The sequence below is a fragment of the Bradyrhizobium sp. 1200_D9_N1_1 genome (assembly GCF_052075915.1).
GTDB classification, from domain to species: domain Bacteria; phylum Pseudomonadota; class Alphaproteobacteria; order Rhizobiales; family Xanthobacteraceae; genus Bradyrhizobium; species Bradyrhizobium diazoefficiens.
The window spans coordinates 95,946-112,472 of sequence record NZ_CP197226.1 but is presented as its reverse complement, the minus strand read 5'-3'; the positions used below and the strand labels follow the sequence as shown (position 1 = coordinate 112,472).

Annotated in this window: 18 protein-coding genes and 1 tRNA gene; 14 read left to right on the top strand and 5 right to left on the bottom strand. The window is 65.4% G+C overall.

Annotated elements, in window-relative coordinates; translation table 11 throughout:
* Positions 1–6 precede the first annotated feature (6 nt).
* A complete protein-coding gene (locus AB5K84_RS00485) occupies positions 7–1,209 on the bottom strand; it encodes a CaiB/BaiF CoA transferase family protein (protein WP_011083559.1) in 1,203 nt (400 codons plus the stop codon).
* Positions 1,210–1,387: 178 nt separating this feature from the next.
* Complete coding sequence (locus AB5K84_RS00480; protein WP_011083560.1) at positions 1,388–1,813, bottom strand: organic hydroperoxide resistance protein; 426 nt, start codon at positions 1,811–1,813, stop codon at positions 1,388–1,390.
* A gap of 152 nt (positions 1,814–1,965) precedes the next feature.
* Here AB5K84_RS00480 and AB5K84_RS00475 point away from each other — a divergent pair, with 152 nt between their 5' ends.
* Positions 1,966–2,427, top strand: a complete 462-nt coding sequence (locus tag AB5K84_RS00475; protein ID WP_038965150.1) for a MarR family winged helix-turn-helix transcriptional regulator — start codon at positions 1,966–1,968, stop codon at positions 2,425–2,427.
* A gap of 69 nt (positions 2,428–2,496) precedes the next feature.
* Here the strand turns inward: AB5K84_RS00475 and AB5K84_RS00470 are convergent.
* Together AB5K84_RS00470 and AB5K84_RS00465 are read right to left on the bottom strand one after the other, a co-directional pair.
* A tRNA-Ala gene (locus AB5K84_RS00470) sits at positions 2,497–2,572 on the bottom strand.
* 99 nt (positions 2,573–2,671) lie between these two features.
* Entirely contained in the window at positions 2,672–3,082 is a 411-nt protein-coding gene (locus AB5K84_RS00465) for a TIGR02300 family protein (RefSeq protein WP_011083562.1), read from the bottom strand.
* A 161-nt stretch (positions 3,083–3,243) separates the two neighbouring features.
* Here AB5K84_RS00465 and aroA point away from each other — a divergent pair, with 161 nt between their 5' ends.
* The 13 genes from aroA to AB5K84_RS00400 all read left to right on the top strand — a co-directional run bounded on the left by aroA (position 3,244) and on the right by AB5K84_RS00400 (position 16,073).
* Positions 3,244–4,581, top strand: coding sequence for a 3-phosphoshikimate 1-carboxyvinyltransferase (aroA, locus tag AB5K84_RS00460; protein WP_038965151.1), 1,338 nt, complete (start codon positions 3,244–3,246; stop codon positions 4,579–4,581).
* Complete coding sequence (cmk, locus tag AB5K84_RS00455; protein WP_011083564.1) at positions 4,578–5,216, top strand: (d)CMP kinase; 639 nt, start codon at positions 4,578–4,580, stop codon at positions 5,214–5,216. Before aroA ends, cmk begins: the two co-directional genes overlap by 4 nt.
* A 266-nt stretch (positions 5,217–5,482) precedes the next feature.
* Positions 5,483–7,189, top strand: coding sequence for a 30S ribosomal protein S1 (gene rpsA, locus AB5K84_RS00450; protein ID WP_027546860.1), 1,707 nt, complete (start codon positions 5,483–5,485; stop codon positions 7,187–7,189).
* A 375-nt stretch (positions 7,190–7,564) separates the two neighbouring features.
* On the top strand, positions 7,565–8,545 hold the full coding sequence (sppA, locus tag AB5K84_RS00445; protein ID WP_011083566.1) for a signal peptide peptidase SppA: 981 nt from the start codon (positions 7,565–7,567) through the stop codon (positions 8,543–8,545).
* A gap of 171 nt (positions 8,546–8,716) precedes the next feature.
* Positions 8,717–9,022, top strand: coding sequence for an integration host factor subunit beta (locus tag AB5K84_RS00440; protein ID WP_008539997.1), 306 nt, complete (start codon positions 8,717–8,719; stop codon positions 9,020–9,022).
* Between the two features lie 71 nt (positions 9,023–9,093).
* Positions 9,094–9,486: a lipopolysaccharide assembly protein LapA domain-containing protein gene (locus AB5K84_RS00435; RefSeq protein WP_011083567.1), complete on the top strand. Its 393-nt coding sequence runs from the start codon at positions 9,094–9,096 to the stop codon at positions 9,484–9,486.
* A gap of 66 nt (positions 9,487–9,552) precedes the next feature.
* Complete coding sequence (locus AB5K84_RS00430; RefSeq protein ID WP_011083568.1) at positions 9,553–10,224, top strand: phosphoribosylanthranilate isomerase; 672 nt, start codon at positions 9,553–9,555, stop codon at positions 10,222–10,224.
* Positions 10,221–11,438 (top strand): tryptophan synthase subunit beta, encoded by a 1,218-nt coding sequence (gene trpB / locus AB5K84_RS00425; protein WP_011083569.1) that lies wholly within the window; start codon positions 10,221–10,223, stop codon positions 11,436–11,438. Before AB5K84_RS00430 ends, trpB begins: the two co-directional genes overlap by 4 nt.
* A complete protein-coding gene (gene trpA, locus AB5K84_RS00420; protein ID WP_011083570.1) occupies positions 11,435–12,271 on the top strand; it encodes a tryptophan synthase subunit alpha in 837 nt (278 codons plus the stop codon). The genes trpB and trpA overlap by 4 nt, the downstream gene beginning before the upstream one ends.
* 112 nt (positions 12,272–12,383) lie before the next feature.
* Positions 12,384–13,325 (top strand): acetyl-CoA carboxylase, carboxyltransferase subunit beta, encoded by a 942-nt coding sequence (accD, locus tag AB5K84_RS00415; protein ID WP_011083571.1) that lies wholly within the window; start codon positions 12,384–12,386, stop codon positions 13,323–13,325.
* On the top strand, positions 13,322–14,665 hold the full coding sequence (locus AB5K84_RS00410) for a bifunctional folylpolyglutamate synthase/dihydrofolate synthase (RefSeq protein WP_011083572.1): 1,344 nt from the start codon (positions 13,322–13,324) through the stop codon (positions 14,663–14,665). Before accD ends, AB5K84_RS00410 begins: the two co-directional genes overlap by 4 nt.
* Positions 14,666–14,805: 140 nt before the next feature.
* A complete protein-coding gene (locus AB5K84_RS00405; RefSeq protein ID WP_038965152.1) occupies positions 14,806–15,546 on the top strand; it encodes a metallophosphoesterase family protein in 741 nt (246 codons plus the stop codon).
* 86 nt (positions 15,547–15,632) lie between these two features.
* On the top strand, positions 15,633–16,073 hold the full coding sequence (locus tag AB5K84_RS00400) for an SRPBCC family protein (RefSeq protein ID WP_011083574.1): 441 nt from the start codon (positions 15,633–15,635) through the stop codon (positions 16,071–16,073).
* A gap of 74 nt (positions 16,074–16,147) precedes the next feature.
* On the opposite strand, the gene trxA is transcribed toward AB5K84_RS00400, so the two are convergent.
* Positions 16,148–16,468 carry a thioredoxin gene (trxA, locus tag AB5K84_RS00395; protein WP_007598398.1) on the bottom strand — a complete coding sequence of 107 codons (321 nt, stop codon included), beginning with the start codon at positions 16,466–16,468 and terminating at the stop codon, positions 16,148–16,150.
* Positions 16,469–16,527: the final 59 nt, after the last annotated feature.

The window sequence follows — 16,527 nt, the reverse complement described above, 5'->3', positions numbered from 1 at the left end:
GTTGCCCTAGCGCTTGCGCTCGGGGCCGCAGACCGTGCCCTTCTCGACCATCGCGTCGATCTCGGCCTTGGAATATCCGAACTCGCCCAGCACCTCCGCCGAGTGCTGGCTGAATTTCGGCGGCAGCCGGCGCAGGCTCGGCTTGCTGCGATCGAGCCGGATCGGCGAGGCGACGCCCTTGTACCAGTCCTTCTCGATAATATCGCCGCGGTAGATCGTGTGCGGGTTCGTCAACGCCTGGTCGATCTTCTGCACCGGGCCTGCGGGCAGGCCCGCCGCGAGCAGGCGATTGCAGAGCGGCTCGGCCTCGTGCTGGCTGAACACCGCGGCAAGCTCGGCGCGCAGCGCCTCGCGATTGGCGATGCGGTCCTTGTTGCGGGCAAAGCGCGGATCGGTGCCGAGTTCGGGCTTGCCGATCTCGTTGGCGAGCTTGCGGAAGGTGCCGTCATTGCCGACGCCGATGAAGATGTTGTCGGTCTTGGTCGGGAAGATCGCGTAAGGCACGAGATTCGGATGCTCGTTGCCGGTGAGGCCCGGCGGCTTGCCATGCATGAAATAGTTCGCGGTGTGCGGATGCATGATGGCAAGGCCGGTCTCGTACAGCGTGGTCTCCAGGAACTGGCCCTTGCCCGAGCGCTGCCGCTCCGACAGCGCCATCAGGATGCCGATCGCCGCATAGAGGCCGGTGGTGATGTCGACCAGCGGCACGCCGATCCGCATCGGCCCGCTCTCGGGCGAGCCGGTCGCCGCGATCATGCCGGTCATGGCCTGGATGATGGCGTCATAGCCGGGATTGCCGCCGCGCGGGCCGTCGGCGCCGAAGCCGCAGATCCGGCAATGCACGAGGCGCGGGAATTTCTCGCGCAGCACCTCGTTGCCGATGCCCCATTTCTCCAGCGTGCCCGGCTTGAAATTCTCGATCAGGACGTCGGCCGTCTCCAGCATCTTGAGCAGCACGACGCGGCCGCCCTCGGAGGCGAGGTCGAGGCCGATCGAGCGCTTGTTGCGGTTGATGCCGATGAAATAGGCCGCGTCCTCGTCGTGGAAGGGAGGGCCCCAGTCGCGCACCTCGTCGCCGGCGGGCGGCTCGACCTTGATCACGTCGGCGCCATGGTCGGCGAGGATCTGGGTGCAGTAGGGGCCGCCGAGCACGCGCGTGAGATCGATGACGCGCAGTCCGCTCATTGCACCCATAACGGCTTCAGTCATGCCTTCGCTTCCCCTGTGTCGATCGTTGGATCACAGGCCTAGCGAGGTTTTTTTGCGCCAGCAATGGCGCCGGGCGTGGAGCCGTATGCGCCGCGGCGCGGCCATCCCGCGAGGTGGCAAATTCAAACGGAAGCGGCCGGCCCGAGGGGGATCCCGGGCCAGCCAATCCGCCGTTTGATCAGACGACCGTCAGGCGAACGTCGACATTGCCGCGCGTGGCATTGGAATAGGGGCACACCTGGTGCGCCTTCGCGACCAGCGCCTCGGCTTCGGCACGGGCGAGGCCCGGCAGCGAGACGGCGAGGTCGATGTCGAGGCCGAAGCCGCCTTCGGAGCGCGGGCCGATGCCGACGGTCGAGGTGACGGCGGCGTCGGCGGGAACCTTCGGGCCGCCCTGCGAGGCCACGAACTTCATCGCGCCGATGAAGCAGGCGGCGTAGCCGGCCGCAAACAGCTGCTCGGGATTGTTGCCGGCGCCGCCGCCGCCGCCGAGCTCCTTCGGCGTGGTGAGCTTGACGTCGAGCGCGCCGTCGAGGGTCGCAGCATGGCCGTCGCGGCCGCCGGTGGCTTTTGCGCTGGTCTTGTAAAGGACGTTCACGGACATTTTCGTCTCCCTGGGTTTCGGTGGGGTGCGATCTCTATCGCAGACAATTAGATTGTGCGCAATTGAAATTGCGACGTCTCACATTTAATTGTTCGCAATTGAATGTACGGCGGCGCGGCCCCACAATGCGGACAAACCTCGTGAGATTCTCCATGGCTCGGAAACCATCGGCAGCGGACGCGCCGCTGCGGCTCGACAACCAGATCTGCTTCGCGGTCTATTCGGCCGCGCACGCCTTCAATCGCGTCTACAAGCCGCTGCTCGACCGCCTCGGCCTGACCTATCCGCAATATCTGGTGATGCTGGTGCTGTGGGAGCGCGACGACGTGCCGGTCAAGGACATCGGGGAGAGGCTGTTTCTGGATTCGGGCACGCTGACGCCGCTGCTGAAGCGCCTCGAGGCCGCCCACCTCGTCAAGCGCACCCGCTCGAGCGAGGACGAGCGCCAGGTGCTGATCGCGCTGACGCCGCAGGGCCACGCGCTGAAAGACAAGGCGCGCGCCGTGCCGCAGTCGATCCTGGCGGCGTCGGACTGCTCGGTGTCGGAGCTGGTGGCGATGAAAGACGAGATCGTCGCGCTGCGCGACCGGCTCAATGCGGTGATCGGGGAGTAGTTGAGATTTAATTCAAAGCCCGCCTTCGCCCTGCGGGCTTCGGCGCGGCAGCCCTCGCTTCGCGAAGGCTGGTGGAGCCAGGCGGGATCGAACCGCCGACCTCTTGCATGCCATGCAAGCGCTCTCCCAGCTGAGCTATGGCCCCTTAAGTCTTCCAGTGGGGAGGATCCTGGGGGATCCGTCCCGGCCGGCGAGCCCTAGGCGACTCGCGCGGTGCACCCTTTTTCACAGATCAGGGCTGATCTCAAGTCTCTTCATCGCCCCCGACATCACCAATGATGTCGGTAACGTCCTCATCGCCCTCTTCTTCGTCGGCGATGAATGTCGAATCATCGTCATCGTCGTCGTCGAGGGTCTCGTCGACCTCGATATCGTCCTCCGATTCGGGCACGACGGCCTTGACCTTGCCGGTGTTCTCCTCGGCATCGGCCTCCTCGAGGGAGACCAATTCCTCGGCCTCCGCCGGCTCCGGCGTGGTGTCCGCGGCCGCTGCGTGGCGAGCTTCGGCGCCGCGAGTCGTGCGCGCAGGCGCCACGGGCGCGATCGGGACCACTTCGCCGGTATAGGGCGAGATCACCGGATTCTTGTTGAGGTCATAGAACTTCTTGCCCGTGGTCGGGCAAATACGTTTGGTTCCGAGTTCGGACTTGGCCACGGCAGAGGAATCCTGGGAATGTCTGAAAAGCGGTGTTTCACTTGGCTAGTTGGCGGCCCGCTGTCAATAGCGCATTACGGGAGAAAGACATGCCGGTGACGGGGCGCGGACCATGTGGTACCTGCGCCCCAGCTCTCCGGAGCACATCCAAGGACACAATCTTGACCCATTCCGACCAACCGAGGCCGCTTCAGTCGCGCGCAAACGGTCCCCTGACCGGGAAAGTACGGGTGCCCGGGGACAAGTCGATCTCCCACCGCGCCCTCATCCTGGGCGCGCTCGCGGTCGGCGAGACCCGGATTTCGGGCCTGCTGGAGGGCGAGGACGTCCTCAACACCGCCAAATCCATGCAGGCGCTGGGTGCCAGCGTCGAGCGCACCGGCGATTTCGCCTGGAAGGTGCAGGGCGTGGGCGTCGCAGGCTTCGCCCAGCCCAAGGCGGCGCTGGATTTCGGCAATTCCGGCACCGGCTGCCGGCTGGTCATGGGCGCCGTCGCCGGCTGCCCGATCTCGGCGGTTTTCGACGGCGACGCCTCGTTGCGCAGCCGTCCCATGCGCCGGATCCTGGACCCGCTCGAGAAGATGGGCGCCAGGGTCGTCTCCGGCGGCGAGGGCGGCCGTCTGCCGCTGACCCTCCAGGGCGCGCGCGATCCGCTGCCGATCACCTACAAGACCCCGGTCGCCTCGGCTCAGATCAAATCCGCCGTGCTGCTCGCGGGCCTCGCCGCCCCGGGCACCACCACGGTCATCGAGAGCGAGGCCAGTCGCGACCACACCGAGCTGATGCTGAAGCACTTCGGCGCCGACATCACCTCCACCAAGGAGGGCCAGCACGGCCGCCGCATCACCCTCGTGGGCCAGCCCGAGCTGCATGGCGCCAATGTCGTGGTGCCCGCCGATCCCTCCTCGGCGGCCTTCCCGGTCGTTGCGGCGCTGATCGCCGAGGGCTCCGATGTCGTGCTGTCGGATGTCATGACCAATCCGCTGCGCACCGGCCTGTTCACCACGCTGCGCGAAATGGGCGCTTCGATCGAGGAGAGCGAAGTGCGCGGCGATGCCGGTGAGCCGATGGCGCAGCTGCGCGTGCGCGCGTCGAAGCTGCGCGGCGTCGAGGTGCCGCCGGAGCGCGCGCCGTCGATGATCGACGAATATCTCGTGCTGGCGGTGGCGGCCTCCTTCGCCGAAGGCACGACCATCATGCGCGGCCTGCAGGAGCTGCGCGTCAAGGAATCCGATCGTCTGGAGGCCACCGCCGAGATGCTGCGCGTCAACGGCGTCAAGGTCGAGGTCTCCGGCGACGATCTGGTCGTCCAGGGCCGCGGTCACGTTCCCGGTGGTGGCACCGTCGCCACCCACATGGACCATCGCATCGCGATGTCCGCGCTGGTGATGGGCTGCGCCTCCGACCAGCCCGTGACCGTCGACGACACCGCCTTCATCGCCACCAGTTTCCCGGATTTCATTCCGATGATGCGTTCGCTTGGGGCCGAGTTTTCATGATTATCGCCATCGACGGGCCCGCGGCCTCGGGCAAGGGGACGCTCGGCAAGCGTCTCGCTCATCATTACGGTTATCGTCATCTTGATACCGGCGTGATCTATCGCGCGGTCGCCTATGCCCTGATGCAATCGGGCCACGATCTCCGCGACGAGGCGGCCGCGGTTGCGGCGGCGCTGGAATTGGATCCGGAAAAGTTCGGCGATCCCGCCCTGAAGACCCAGAAGGTCGGAGAGGGCGCCTCGATCGTCTCGGCGATCCCAAGGGTTCGCGAGGTCCTGGTCAATTTCCAGCGGCAATTCGCCGCCGATCCGCCGGGAGCGGTGCTGGACGGCCGGGACATTGGAACCGTGATCTGCCCCCATGCCGACGTGAAGATCTTTGTCGTGGCGGACCCCAAGGTCCGCGCCCGCCGCCGCACCATGGAGGCCAAGGCGCGGGGCGAGGCGGCGGACGAGGCGGCCGTGCTCGCCGACATCATCCAGCGCGACGAACGCGACAAGAACCGGCCGATTGCGCCGCTGAAACCCGCACCCGATGCTTACTTGCTAGATAACTCCCAACTGGATATAGAAGGCGGCGTCCGGGCCGCCATCGACATTATCGAGGCCGTCCGAGCGGGCCGGTCGCGGGGTTAAGCCGCAGCCGTCATTGGAGGAAGCGCCCGCTCCCGCTCTTTGAGGTCGATACCCCGGTCCGCCTGTTTCGGGGCCGGTGCGATCGAGGCTCCGGACAAAGATTTCCACGTATCGAACGCGCGGGCCTCAGCCGGCCCGCTTCCGCCGTTCCGGTGCCAGCCGGGGCAGCAAGCGGTCGCTCGAAGGTCTTGCGGACCTTCCGACACTGCGCGTGCGATGCGCCCATGAACCCAACGGCCGGCAAGACATCCGCAACTGGAGAACAAATGGCTTCGACTTCTGCTGATACCTATAGCCCCTCGCGTGACGATTTCGCCGCGATGCTCGACGAGTCCTTCGCAGGTGGCAACCTGCAGGAAAGCTCCGTCGTCAAGGGCAAGGTGGTTGCAATTGAAAAGGACATGGCCGTCATCGACGTCGGCCTGAAGACCGAGGGCCGCGTCGCCCTGCGCGAATTTTCCGGCCCCGGCCGTGACAGCGAGATCAAGGTCGGCGACGAGGTGGAAGTGTTCCTCGATCGCATCGAGAACGCCCTCGGCGAAGCCGTGCTGTCGCGCGACAAGGCGCGCCGCGAAGAGAGCTGGGGCAAGCTCGAGAAGGCGTTCCAGAACAACGAGAAGGTCAACGGCGTCATCTTCAACCAGGTCAAGGGCGGCTTCACCGTCGACCTCGACGGTGCCGTGGCCTTCCTGCCGCGCTCGCAGGTCGACATCCGTCCGATCCGCGACGTTGCGCCGCTGATGAACAACTCGCAGCCGTTCCAGATCCTCAAGATGGACCGCCGCCGCGGCAACATCGTCGTCTCCCGCCGCACGGTGCTGGAAGAGACCCGCGCCGAGCAGCGCCAGGAGCTGGTGCAGAACCTCGAAGAGGGTCAGGTCATCGACGGCGTGGTCAAGAACATCACCGACTACGGTGCGTTCGTTGATCTCGGCGGCATCGACGGCCTGCTGCACGTCACCGACATCGCGTGGCGCCGCGTCAACCACCCGACCGAGGTGCTCTCGATCGGCCAGACCGTGAAGGTCAAGATCATCAAGATCAACCACGAGACGCACCGCATCTCGCTGGGCATGAAGCAGCTGCTGGACGATCCGTGGCAGGGCATCGAAGCCAAGTACCCGCTGGGTGCCCGCTTCACCGGCCGTGTCACCAACATCACCGACTACGGTGCGTTCGTCGAGCTCGAGCCGGGCATCGAAGGCCTGATCCACGTCTCCGAGATGTCGTGGACCAAGAAGAACATGCACCCCGGCAAGATCGTCTCGACCTCGCAGGAAGTCGAAGTGCAGGTGCTCGAAGTCGATTCCGTCAAGCGCCGCATCTCGCTTGGCCTCAAGCAGACCATGCGCAACCCCTGGGAGGTCTTCGTCGAAGGTCACCCGACCGGTTCGGTGGTCGAGGGCGAGGTCAAGAACAAGACCGAGTTCGGTCTGTTCCTGGGTCTCGAGGGCGACGTCGACGGCATGGTCCACCTCTCCGACCTCGACTGGAAGCTTCCGGGCGAGCAGGTGATCGACAACTACAAGAAGGGCGACATGGTGAAGGCCGTGGTGCTCGATGTGGACGTCGAGAAGGAGCGTATCTCGCTCGGCATCAAGCAGCTCGAAGGCGACCCCTTCGCCGAGCCGGGCGATGTCAAGAAGGGCGCGGTCGTGACCTGCGAAGTGCTCGAAGTGAAGGAGAGCGGTATCGAGGTGAAGATCGCCGGTACCGACTTCACCACCTTCATCAAGCGCTCGGAGCTCGCGCGTGACCGCAACGACCAGCGCGCCGAACGCTTTGCCGTCGGCGAGAAGGTCGATGCCCGCGTGATCCAGTTCGACAAGAAGGCCCGCAAGGTCCAGGTGTCGATCAAGGCGCTCGAAGTCGCCGAAGAGAAGGAAGCCATCGCGCAGTACGGCTCCTCCGATTCGGGTGCGACGCTCGGCGACATCCTCGGCACCGCGCTCAAGAACCGCGACAGCAAGTAAGCGAAACGTTCGTTTCGCTGACATCAAAGCCCCGGCGCGAGCCGGGGCTTTTTTGTTGCTCCATACTCAACTGTCGTCCCGGACAAGCGCGCTCAAAGCGCGCGTAGATCCGGGACCCATCACCACAGGGAGCGGTCTGGCGCGAGCTGGTAACTCCAAGTCTTCGCCAAACTCAATTCTGTGGGTATGGATCCCGGGTCAGCGCTCCGCGTCGCGGCGCTTGTCCGGGATGACGAGAAGCCTGTGACGGGGGCTCGGCCCGACCAGCACCAGCCTTGTTTTCTTCAAATTGCGCCGCAATTGATGTATCCAGATAAGCCGTTGGTCACGCCGTGACGGCACAACGCGCCTGGTCTTTCATTTGGAGATATTCCGATGTCGCTCGATTCGGACATCATCGTCGATCGTCGCAGGATCCGCCGCAAGCTGACGTTCTGGCGCGTCATGGCCGCGCTGATCGCGATCGCGGCGATTGCGGGCTTCGCGCTGATTGCGACGCCCGGCGCACGCGGCACGTTCGCAGCCGCCGGCTCGATTGCGCGGGTCCAGATCGACGGCCTGATCCGCAGCGATTCCGATCGCACGCAGGCGCTGGAGCGGCTGGAGAATTCGCAGGCTGCCGCCGTCATCGTTCACATCAACTCACCGGGCGGCACCACCGCAGGCTCCGAGCAGCTCTACGACTCGCTGGTCCGGCTCAAGGCGAAGAAGCCGCTCGTCGTCGTGGTCGAGGGTCTTGCCGCCTCCGGCGGCTACATCACGGCGATCGCGAGCGACCACATCATCGCGCAGCAGAGCTCGCTGGTCGGCTCGATCGGTGTGCTGTTCCAGTACCCCAATGTCACCGAACTCCTGAAGACCATCGGCGTCAAGGTCGAGGAGGTAAAATCCTCGCCGCTGAAGGCCGCGCCCAACGGTTTTGAGCCGACCAGTCCCGAGGCGCGGGCCGCGCTCGACGAGCTGGTGAAGGACTCCTACGCCTGGTTCAAGGGACTGGTGAAGGAGCGGCGTGGCATGGACGACACGCAGCTCGAGAAAGTGGCCGACGGCCGCGTCTTCACCGGACGCCAGGCGATCGATCTCAAGCTGATCGACCAGATCGGCGACGAGAAGACGGCGGTGACCTGGCTGGTCGAGCAGAAGGGCGTCAAGAAGGGGCTTTCGGTGCGCGACTACAAGCTTCAGTCGCGCTTCGGCGATCTGCCGTTCCTCAAGACGGCCGCTGCCGTGACGCTGGAAGCGCTGGGTTTAGGCTCGATTGCGCATCAAATCGGGCAAACCGGCGTCGCGCAGGCCGTTGACCGGTTCGGAATGGATGGAATGCTGGCCTTGTGGCAGCCGGCTGCGTCAAACTGACTGGGACAGGCGAGCGCTTAAGGGTTTTCTCGCCTGGCGAGTGTCGGGGCAGCCTGCTTTTTTGGCATTTGTCACGCATTTTCACGACGCTCAACCTTGATTTAGCGTCTTGACAGATCACGGTATTTTCACGGAAATGGTCATCCGCACGCTTCCGGGTCCTATCTCTCGATGATCAAATCCGAACTTGTTCAGCGTATCGCCGAGCACAACCCGCATCTGTACCAGCGGGATGTCGAGAACATTGTGAATGCGATTCTCGAAGAGATCGTAGCGGCTCTCGCACGCGGTGATCGCGTCGAGTTGCGCGGCTTCGGTGCCTTCTCGGTCAAGCATCGCCCTGCACGCGCCGGGCGTAATCCGCGCACCGGCGCCCATGTACCCGTCGATCAGAAGAGCGTTCCGTTCTTCAAGACCGGCAAGGAAATGCGCGAGCGGCTGAACCGCGACCATCCGGATCCCGGCGCGGCAGACTGAGGCCGGCGTCAGGGTTTCCCGCGGTCGCTCAAGATGCGGCCGGAAGCTTGATTCAAGGCGAGCGAAGCGAGATGCGAAAGTTCCTGACCGCGCTGATCGTGATTCCGCTGGGTCTGATCCTGGTGGTGTTCGCCGTCTCCAACCGGCATTTCGTCACGGTCTCCTTCGATCCCTTTGTCTCCGACGACCCGTCATTGTCGGTCACGCTGCCGCTGTTCCTGCTGCTGATCCTGGTGGCGGCGCTGGGCGTCCTGGCCGGCGGCTGTGCCGTCTGGCTCGGCCAGCGGCACTGGCGCCGCGCGGCCCGTCGGCATGAGGCGGATGCGCGCAGCGCCCGGACCGAACTGGCCGGCTTGCGGGCCCAGACGGCCGCGGCGAAGCCCGATTCCCAGCGCCTCCCCGCCCCCGTCGGGGTGGGCCTTTACGGGCCCGTCGGGCGAGACAAGCAGCGCGCGACGTTGTAGAAGCGGCCGCAACCGAAAACCCTGCTTTCCGGCCGCGGAGTTGCGGCCTTTACCTGCTTTGAGACCATGTCCCTGCTCGTCAAAATCTGCGGCCTGTCCACGCGCGAGACGCTCGAAACAGCGCTCGACGCGGGCGCCGACATGGTGGGGTTCGTGTTCTTTCCGCCGTCGCCCCGGCATCTGTCGCTGGAGCTTGGCCGCGATCTCGGCCGCCAGGTGAATCGGCGCGCGCTCAAGGTTGCGCTCACGGTCGATGCCGATGACGCCACGCTCGACAACATCATGGACGCGCTGTCGCCGGACATTTTCCAGCTCCATGGCAAGGAGACCGTCGCGCGGCTGCGCGACATCAAGCAGCGGTTCGGCCGCCCCGTGATGAAGGCGGTGCCGGTCGCAACCTCAGCCGATCTTGCCGTGCTGCCCGGCTACGCCGCGGTCGCCGACCGCATCCTGTTCGATGCGCGCGCGCCGAAAGACGCGACGCGGCCCGGCGGCCTGGGCGCGCCGTTCGACTGGCACCTGCTCGAAAACCTCGATCTGAACCTGCCCTACATGGTCTCGGGCGGGCTTCACGCCGACAACGTTGCGGAGGCCCTTCGCATCACCCGCGCCGGCGGCGTCGACGTGTCCTCCGGTGTCGAGAGCGCTCCCGGCGTCAAGGATCCCGAGATGATCAAGGCCTTCATCCGCGCCGCGCGCGCCACCCAAGATGCAAGTCAAGAGTTGAGCGTCCGATGAACATCGCCAAACCAAACTCCTACCGCAGCGGGCCCGACGAGCGCGGTCATTTCGGCATCTTCGGCGGACGCTTCGTCGCCGAAACGCTGATGCCGCTGATCCTCGATCTGGAGAAGGCCTACACCGCGGCCAAGGCCGATCCGGCCTTCCAGGCCGAGATGAACGGCTATCTCAAGAACTATGTCGGCCGGCCCTCGCCGCTCTATTTCGCCGAGCGTCTCACCGAGCATCTCGGCGGCGCCAAGATCTACCTCAAGCGCGAAGAGCTCAACCACACCGGCTCGCACAAGGTGAACAACGTGCTCGGCCAGATCATGCTGGCGCGGCGCATGGGCAAGAAGCGCATCATTGCCGAGACCGGCGCCGGCCAGCACGGCGTCGCCACCGCGACGCTGTGCGCGCGCTTCGGCCTCGAATGCGTGGTCTATATGGGCGCCGTCGACGTCGAGCGGCAGCAGCCCAACGTGATCCGCATGGAGATGCTGGGCGCAAAGGTGGTCCCGGTACAGTCGGGCACGCGCACGCTGAAGGACGCCATGAACGAGGCGCTGCGCGACTGGGTCACCAACGTGCACAACACGTTCTACTGCATCGGCACGGTGGCGGGCCCGCATCCCTATCCGACGCTGGTGCGCGACTTCCAGTCGATCATCGGCAACGAGACCAAGGCGCAGATGCAGGAGGTCGAGGGCCGCCTGCCGGATTCGCTGGTCGCCTGCATCGGCGGCGGCTCGAATGCGATGGGCCTGTTCCACCCCTTCCTCGACGATCCCTCCGTCGAAATTTTCGGCGTCGAAGCTGCAGGCCACGGGCTCACGCAGCTGCATGCGGCCTCGATCGCGGGCGGCCGTCCCGGCGTGCTGCACGGCAACCGCACTTATCTCCTGATGGACGCGGACGGCCAGATCCAGGACGCTCATTCGATCTCGGCCGGCCTCGACTATCCCGGCATCGGCCCCGAGCATTCCTGGCTGCACGAGATCGGCCGCGTGAATTATCTCTCCGCGACCGACGACGAGGCGCTCGCTGCGTTCCAGCTGCTGTCAAAGCTGGAAGGCATCATCCCGGCGCTCGAGCCCGCGCATGCCATCGCCAAGGTGATGGAGCTCGCGCCGAAGCGCGCAAAAGATCACCTGATGGTCGTCAATCTCTCCGGCCGCGGCGACAAGGACGTCCCGCAGGTCGGCGACATCCTGAGGGGCAAGAGCAAGTGACCACGCGTATCGACATCCGTTTTGCCGAGCTTGCGAAGCAGGGCCGCTCGGCCTTCGTGACCTTCCTGATGGCCGGCGATCCGGATCCCGCCACCTCGCTCGAGATCATCAAGGCGCTGCCGAAGTCCGGCGCCGACGTGATCGAGATCGGCATGCCCTTCACCGATCCGATGGCCGACGGTCCGTCGATCCAGGCGGCGGGCCTGCGCGCGCTCAAGGCCGGCATGACGCTGAAGAAGACGCTCGAGCTCGTGCGCGGCTTCCGCAAGGACGACAATGCGACGCCGATCGTGCTGATGGGCTATTACAACCCGATCTACATCTACGGCGTCGACAAGTTCCTTGTCGATGCCAAGAGCGCCGGCGTCGACGGCCTCATCATCGTCGATCTGCCGCCGGAGGAGGACGACGAGCTCTGCCTGCCCGCGATGAAGGCCGGCCTGAACTTCATTCGCCTGGCGACGCCGACGACCGACGACAAGCGCCTGCCGGCCGTGCTCGCCAACACCTCGGGCTTCGTCTACTACGTCTCGATCACCGGCATCACCGGTGCTGCGGCGGCGGATTCCTCGGCGGTGAGCGAAGCGGTTGCCCGCATCAAGCGTCACACCAAGCTGCCGGTCTGCGTCGGCTTCGGCATCCGCACGCCGGAGACCGCGCGCGCCATCGCCTCGCATGCGAATGGCGCGGTGGTCGGCACCGCGCTGGTCGATGCGCTCAAGAACAGCCTCGATGCAGACGGCCGGGCCACCGCCAAAACCGTTAACGCCGTCGCCGAACTGACGGCATCCCTGGCCCAAGGCGTCAAAGGCGCACAACAGGCGGCGGAATAGGCCATAATTCCGCTTTTGGGGCGGACGACACGGCGGCTTGCCGGGGCAGGGTCCGGCAGCCATATATCCCTTCAGGCGATCTCCGGAGCGGGATCGCACATCGGAGCAAACCATGAACTGGCTTACCAATGTGGTCCGGCCGAAGATCCGCAACATGCTGCGGCGGGAGACGCCGGAGAATTTGTGGATCAAGTGTCCGGATTCCGGGCAGCTCGTGTTCTACAAGGATGTCGAGGCCAACCAGTTCGTCATTCCCGGCTCGAACTACCACATGCGCATGGGCGCGGTGGCGCGTCTGAAGTCGATCTTCGACAACGAGACCTGGTACGACGTCGCGCTGCCGGATGTCACGCCGGATCCGCTCAAGTTCCGCGACGAGAAGAAATACGTCGACCGCATCAAGGATGCCCGCGCGCGAACTAACCTCAACGACGCGATCAAGGTCGGCTATGGCAAGCTCGAAGGCGCCGCCGTCGTCATCGCCGTGCAGGATTTCGACTTCATGGGCGGCTCGCTCGGCATGGCCGCGGGCGAGGCCATCGTGCGTGGGCTCGAACTCGCGGTCGAGAAGAAGTCGCCGTTCATCGTGTTCGCCGCATCAGGCGGCGCGCGCATGCAGGAAGGCATCCTGTCGCTGATGCAGATGCCGCGCACGACCGTCGCGGTTCAGATGCTGCGCGAGGCAAAACAGCCCTATATCGTCGTGCTGACCAACCCGACCACCGGCGGCGTCACCGCCTCCTACGCGATGCTGGGCGACGTGCAGATCGCCGAGCCCGGCGCGCTGATCGGCTTTGCCGGCGCGCGCGTGATCGAGCAGACCATCCGCGAGAAGCTCCCGGAAGGCTTCCAGCGCGCCGAGTACCTGAAAGAGCACGGCATGGTCGACATGGTCGTGCATCGTCACGATTTGCGCCCGACCCTGGCACGGCTCTGTCGCCTGTTGACCAAGGCACCGGCGCTGGAGACCGCGTCGAAATCGGTGCAGCCTGTCGTCAGCCCGGCGCAGATCGTATCGGCTTCCGAGACGGCGCCGGCCGCGCCGCACGCGTGAACGCGTCTCCTGACAGCGCAAAGCCGCCGCTCGACGAATTGATCGGGCGGCTGTCGGCCCTGCATCAGAAGCGCATCGATCTTGGGCTGGAGCGGATGCATCGTCTGCTCGATCGGCTCGGCCACCCCGAACGCAAGCTGCCCCCGGTGATCCACATCGCCGGCACCAATGGCAAGGGCTCGACGCTCGCTTATCTGCGCGCGACGCTGGAAGCGGCAGACCTGCGCGTCCACGCCTACACCTCGCCGTATCTGGTCCGCATCAACGAATGTTTCCGGCTTGGTCGCCTCGGTGGCGGCGTGCTGGTCGGCGACGACGAACTGCGCGCCGCGCTGGAAGAAGTCGAGCGCGTCAATGCCGGCGAGCCTGCCACCGTGTTCGAGCTGAAGACGGCTGCCGCGTTTCATCTGTTCGCGCAGAATCCGGCCGATGCGGTGCTGCTCGAGGTCGGCCTTGGCGGCCGGCTCGATTCGACCAATGTGGTCGATACGCCGGCGGCCACCGTGATCACGCCTGTGAGCATGGACCACACGGACTTCCTCGGCGATACGCTGACCTCCATCGCCGGCGAGAAGGCCGCGATCATCAAGCGCGGCGTGCCCGTGGTTTGCGCCGAGCAGTCGGGCGAGGCGATGGCCGTGATCGAGGCGCAGGCCAAGCGCATGCGCGCGCCGCTGTTTGCCGCGAACGAGAGCTGGCACGTCAATGTCGAGCATGGGCGCCTGGTTTATTCCGACGATCGCGGCCTGATGGATCTCGCCGCGCCGCGCCTGTTCGGCCGCCACCAGTTCGACAATGCCGGGCTTGCGATCGCGACTTTGCGCGCGATTTCGACATTCAAGGTCAACCAGGCGGCGTTCGAAGCCGGCATCGTCGGTGCCGAATGGCCGGCGCGGATGCAGCGCATCACCTCGGGCGAGCTGCTCTCCTGGGGACCGCAGGGCTCGGAGATCTGGCTCGACGGCGGGCACAATGCGGAAGGTGGGCGCGTTGCGGCGGCCGCGCTCGGCGATCTCGAGGAACGGGTGTCGCGGCCGCTGGTCGTGATCGCGGGCATGATGGCCAACAAGGATGCGCAGGCCTTCCTCGCCAATTTCGCCGGCCTCACCCGTCACATCATCGCGGTGCCGATTCCCGACACCGAGAATGCGATGCCGGCCGACCGCCTCGCGGACGCCGCGCGCAGCCTCGGCATGCGGGTCGAGCCCGCGCCGGGCATCGAGGCCGCGCTGCGCGCGCTGTCGAAGCTCGCCTACGAGGTGCCGCCGCGCATCCTGATCACCGGCTCGCTCTATCTCGCCGGCCACGTGCTCGGCATCAACGGCACGCCTCCTGCATGAGCTGTCTTGTCCCGGACAAGGCGCATCGCGCAAGCGATGCGCCGCAGAGCCGGGACCCAGAATGCCGCAACATGGGCCCCGGCTCTGCAGCGCACCGCTGAAGAAGCGCTGCGCTGCGTCCGGGGCAAGAGAGAATGCCAATGCGTTTTGCCGCGATTGCCGACATTCACGGAAACCATCTCGCGCTGGAGGCGGTGCTTGCCGACATCCGCGCCCAGGGCATCGCCGACCTCGTCAATCTCGGCGACATGCTGAGCGGTCCGCTCGACGCGCGCCGGACCATCGAGATCCTGATGAATCTCGACGCCGTGCATGTGCTCGGCAATCACGACCGCTACCTGCTCGACCGTCCGCCGGAGAAGATGGGCTCGTGGGATCGTCCCGCCCATGCGGCGCTGAATGCCGTGCAACTCGATTGGCTGCGGGCGCAGCCGATGACGCGCGTGTTTCGCGACCGGGTCTTCCTCTGCCATGCGACGCCCGAGAACGACGAGGTCTATTGGCTCGATACCGTGCATCCCGACGGCACGGTGGCGCTATCGCCGCTCGACCGCATCGAGCAGTTCGCGCAAGGCATCACGCAGTCCCTGATCCTCTGCGCCCACACCCATCTCGCCCGCACGGTGCGGCTTCGTGACGGCCGGCTGATCGTCAATCCCGGCAGCGTCGGTAGCCCGGGCTATCGCGACAAGCATCCGTTCCCGCATGTCGTCGAGGCCGGCACGCCGCACGCGCGCTACGCGATCCTCGAACTCGTCGATGCTGCTTGGCAAGTGACCTTCCGCCATGTCGTCTATGATCACGAGGCGATGGCCGCGCTCGCACGCCGCAACAATCAGCCGGAGCTCGCGAACGCGCTCGCGACGGGATGGATCAAGTAGCGCCGCTTCGCTCCATCCGGGCGGCGGGTTTGACTCCTTGATAAGGGCGCTTGTTATAAGCGTACATATCAAAGTGGGAGCGCGCCATGGACGACGGCCATGTCTGGCGAAACGAATATACCATCGAGACGTCTGCAACCGCAGAGACGATCTGGGGCATCTTTCGCGATGTCCCCGGCTGGAAAAACTGGAATGCGGGTATCGAGCAGATCGACATCGACGGGCCATTCGCGGCCGGCACTTGGTTCACGATGAAGCCCCCCGGCGAGGAGACGCTACGCTCGCAACTGATCGAGGTTCGCGAGAACGTGTGCTTCATCGATGAAACGCGAGTCGGCGATCTCGTCATCACAGTCGCCCATCGCATCGAACCGCTTGGCGATTCTCCTGGACCGGCGCGCACGCGCATCGTTTACGCCGCGGACGCGCGAGGGCCGCAAGCGTCCGAGATCGGTCCGGCTGTCGCGTCGGACTTTCCCGATGTTCTCGCCAGTCTCGCCAAACTCGCCGAAACGAGATCGGCATGATTGCCGCCGACAAAAAACAAAACGGCCGGCGTGTTGCCGGCCGTTGCAGAATTCTCAGTTACTCGCGAGGCGGATCACACCGCCGACGTGATCCACTGCTGCAGCTTTGCCTTCGGCGCCGCGCCGACCTGGCGGGAGGCCATCTCGCCGCCCTTGAAGATCATCAGGGTCGGGATCGACATCACGCCGTACTTCGACGCGGTCTTCGGGCTCTCGTCGACATTGAGCTTCACGATCTTGACCTTGTCGCCCATCGCGCCGGCGATCTCGTCGAGGGCGGGCGCGATCATGCGGCAGGGACCGCACCATTCGGCCCAGAAATCGACGACCACAGGGCCGTTCGCCTTGAGCACTTCGGCTTCGAAATCAGTGTCAGAAACCTTGCCAACGGCCATGGGAGTACCTCACTCGGTTGAAAGAATCGGCGCGGATGGGAATCGCGCCCGGGATCATG

Coding starts and splice junctions, on each gene's coding strand:
- AB5K84_RS00475 (WP_038965150.1), top strand. CDS start 1,966: ATGGCTCGGAAACCATCGGCAGCGGACGCGCCGCTGCGGCTCGACAAC.
- accD (WP_011083571.1), top strand. CDS start 12,384: ATGAACTGGCTTACCAATGTGGTCCGGCCGAAGATCCGCAACATGCTG.
- AB5K84_RS00485 (WP_011083559.1), bottom strand. CDS start 1,209: ATGACTGAAGCCGTTATGGGTGCAATGAGCGGACTGCGCGTCATCGAT.
- AB5K84_RS00400 (WP_011083574.1), top strand. CDS start 15,633: ATGGACGACGGCCATGTCTGGCGAAACGAATATACCATCGAGACGTCT.
- AB5K84_RS00440 (WP_008539997.1), top strand. CDS start 8,717: ATGATCAAATCCGAACTTGTTCAGCGTATCGCCGAGCACAACCCGCAT.
- trxA (WP_007598398.1), bottom strand. CDS start 16,468: ATGGCCGTTGGCAAGGTTTCTGACACTGATTTCGAAGCCGAAGTGCTC.
- cmk (WP_011083564.1), top strand. CDS start 4,578: ATGATTATCGCCATCGACGGGCCCGCGGCCTCGGGCAAGGGGACGCTC.
- trpB (WP_011083569.1), top strand. CDS start 10,221: ATGAACATCGCCAAACCAAACTCCTACCGCAGCGGGCCCGACGAGCGC.
- AB5K84_RS00480 (WP_011083560.1), bottom strand. CDS start 1,813: ATGTCCGTGAACGTCCTTTACAAGACCAGCGCAAAAGCCACCGGCGGC.
- AB5K84_RS00405 (WP_038965152.1), top strand. CDS start 14,806: ATGCGTTTTGCCGCGATTGCCGACATTCACGGAAACCATCTCGCGCTG.
- AB5K84_RS00430 (WP_011083568.1), top strand. CDS start 9,553: ATGTCCCTGCTCGTCAAAATCTGCGGCCTGTCCACGCGCGAGACGCTC.
- sppA (WP_011083566.1), top strand. CDS start 7,565: ATGTCGCTCGATTCGGACATCATCGTCGATCGTCGCAGGATCCGCCGC.
- rpsA (WP_027546860.1), top strand. CDS start 5,483: ATGGCTTCGACTTCTGCTGATACCTATAGCCCCTCGCGTGACGATTTC.
- AB5K84_RS00435 (WP_011083567.1), top strand. CDS start 9,094: ATGCGAAAGTTCCTGACCGCGCTGATCGTGATTCCGCTGGGTCTGATC.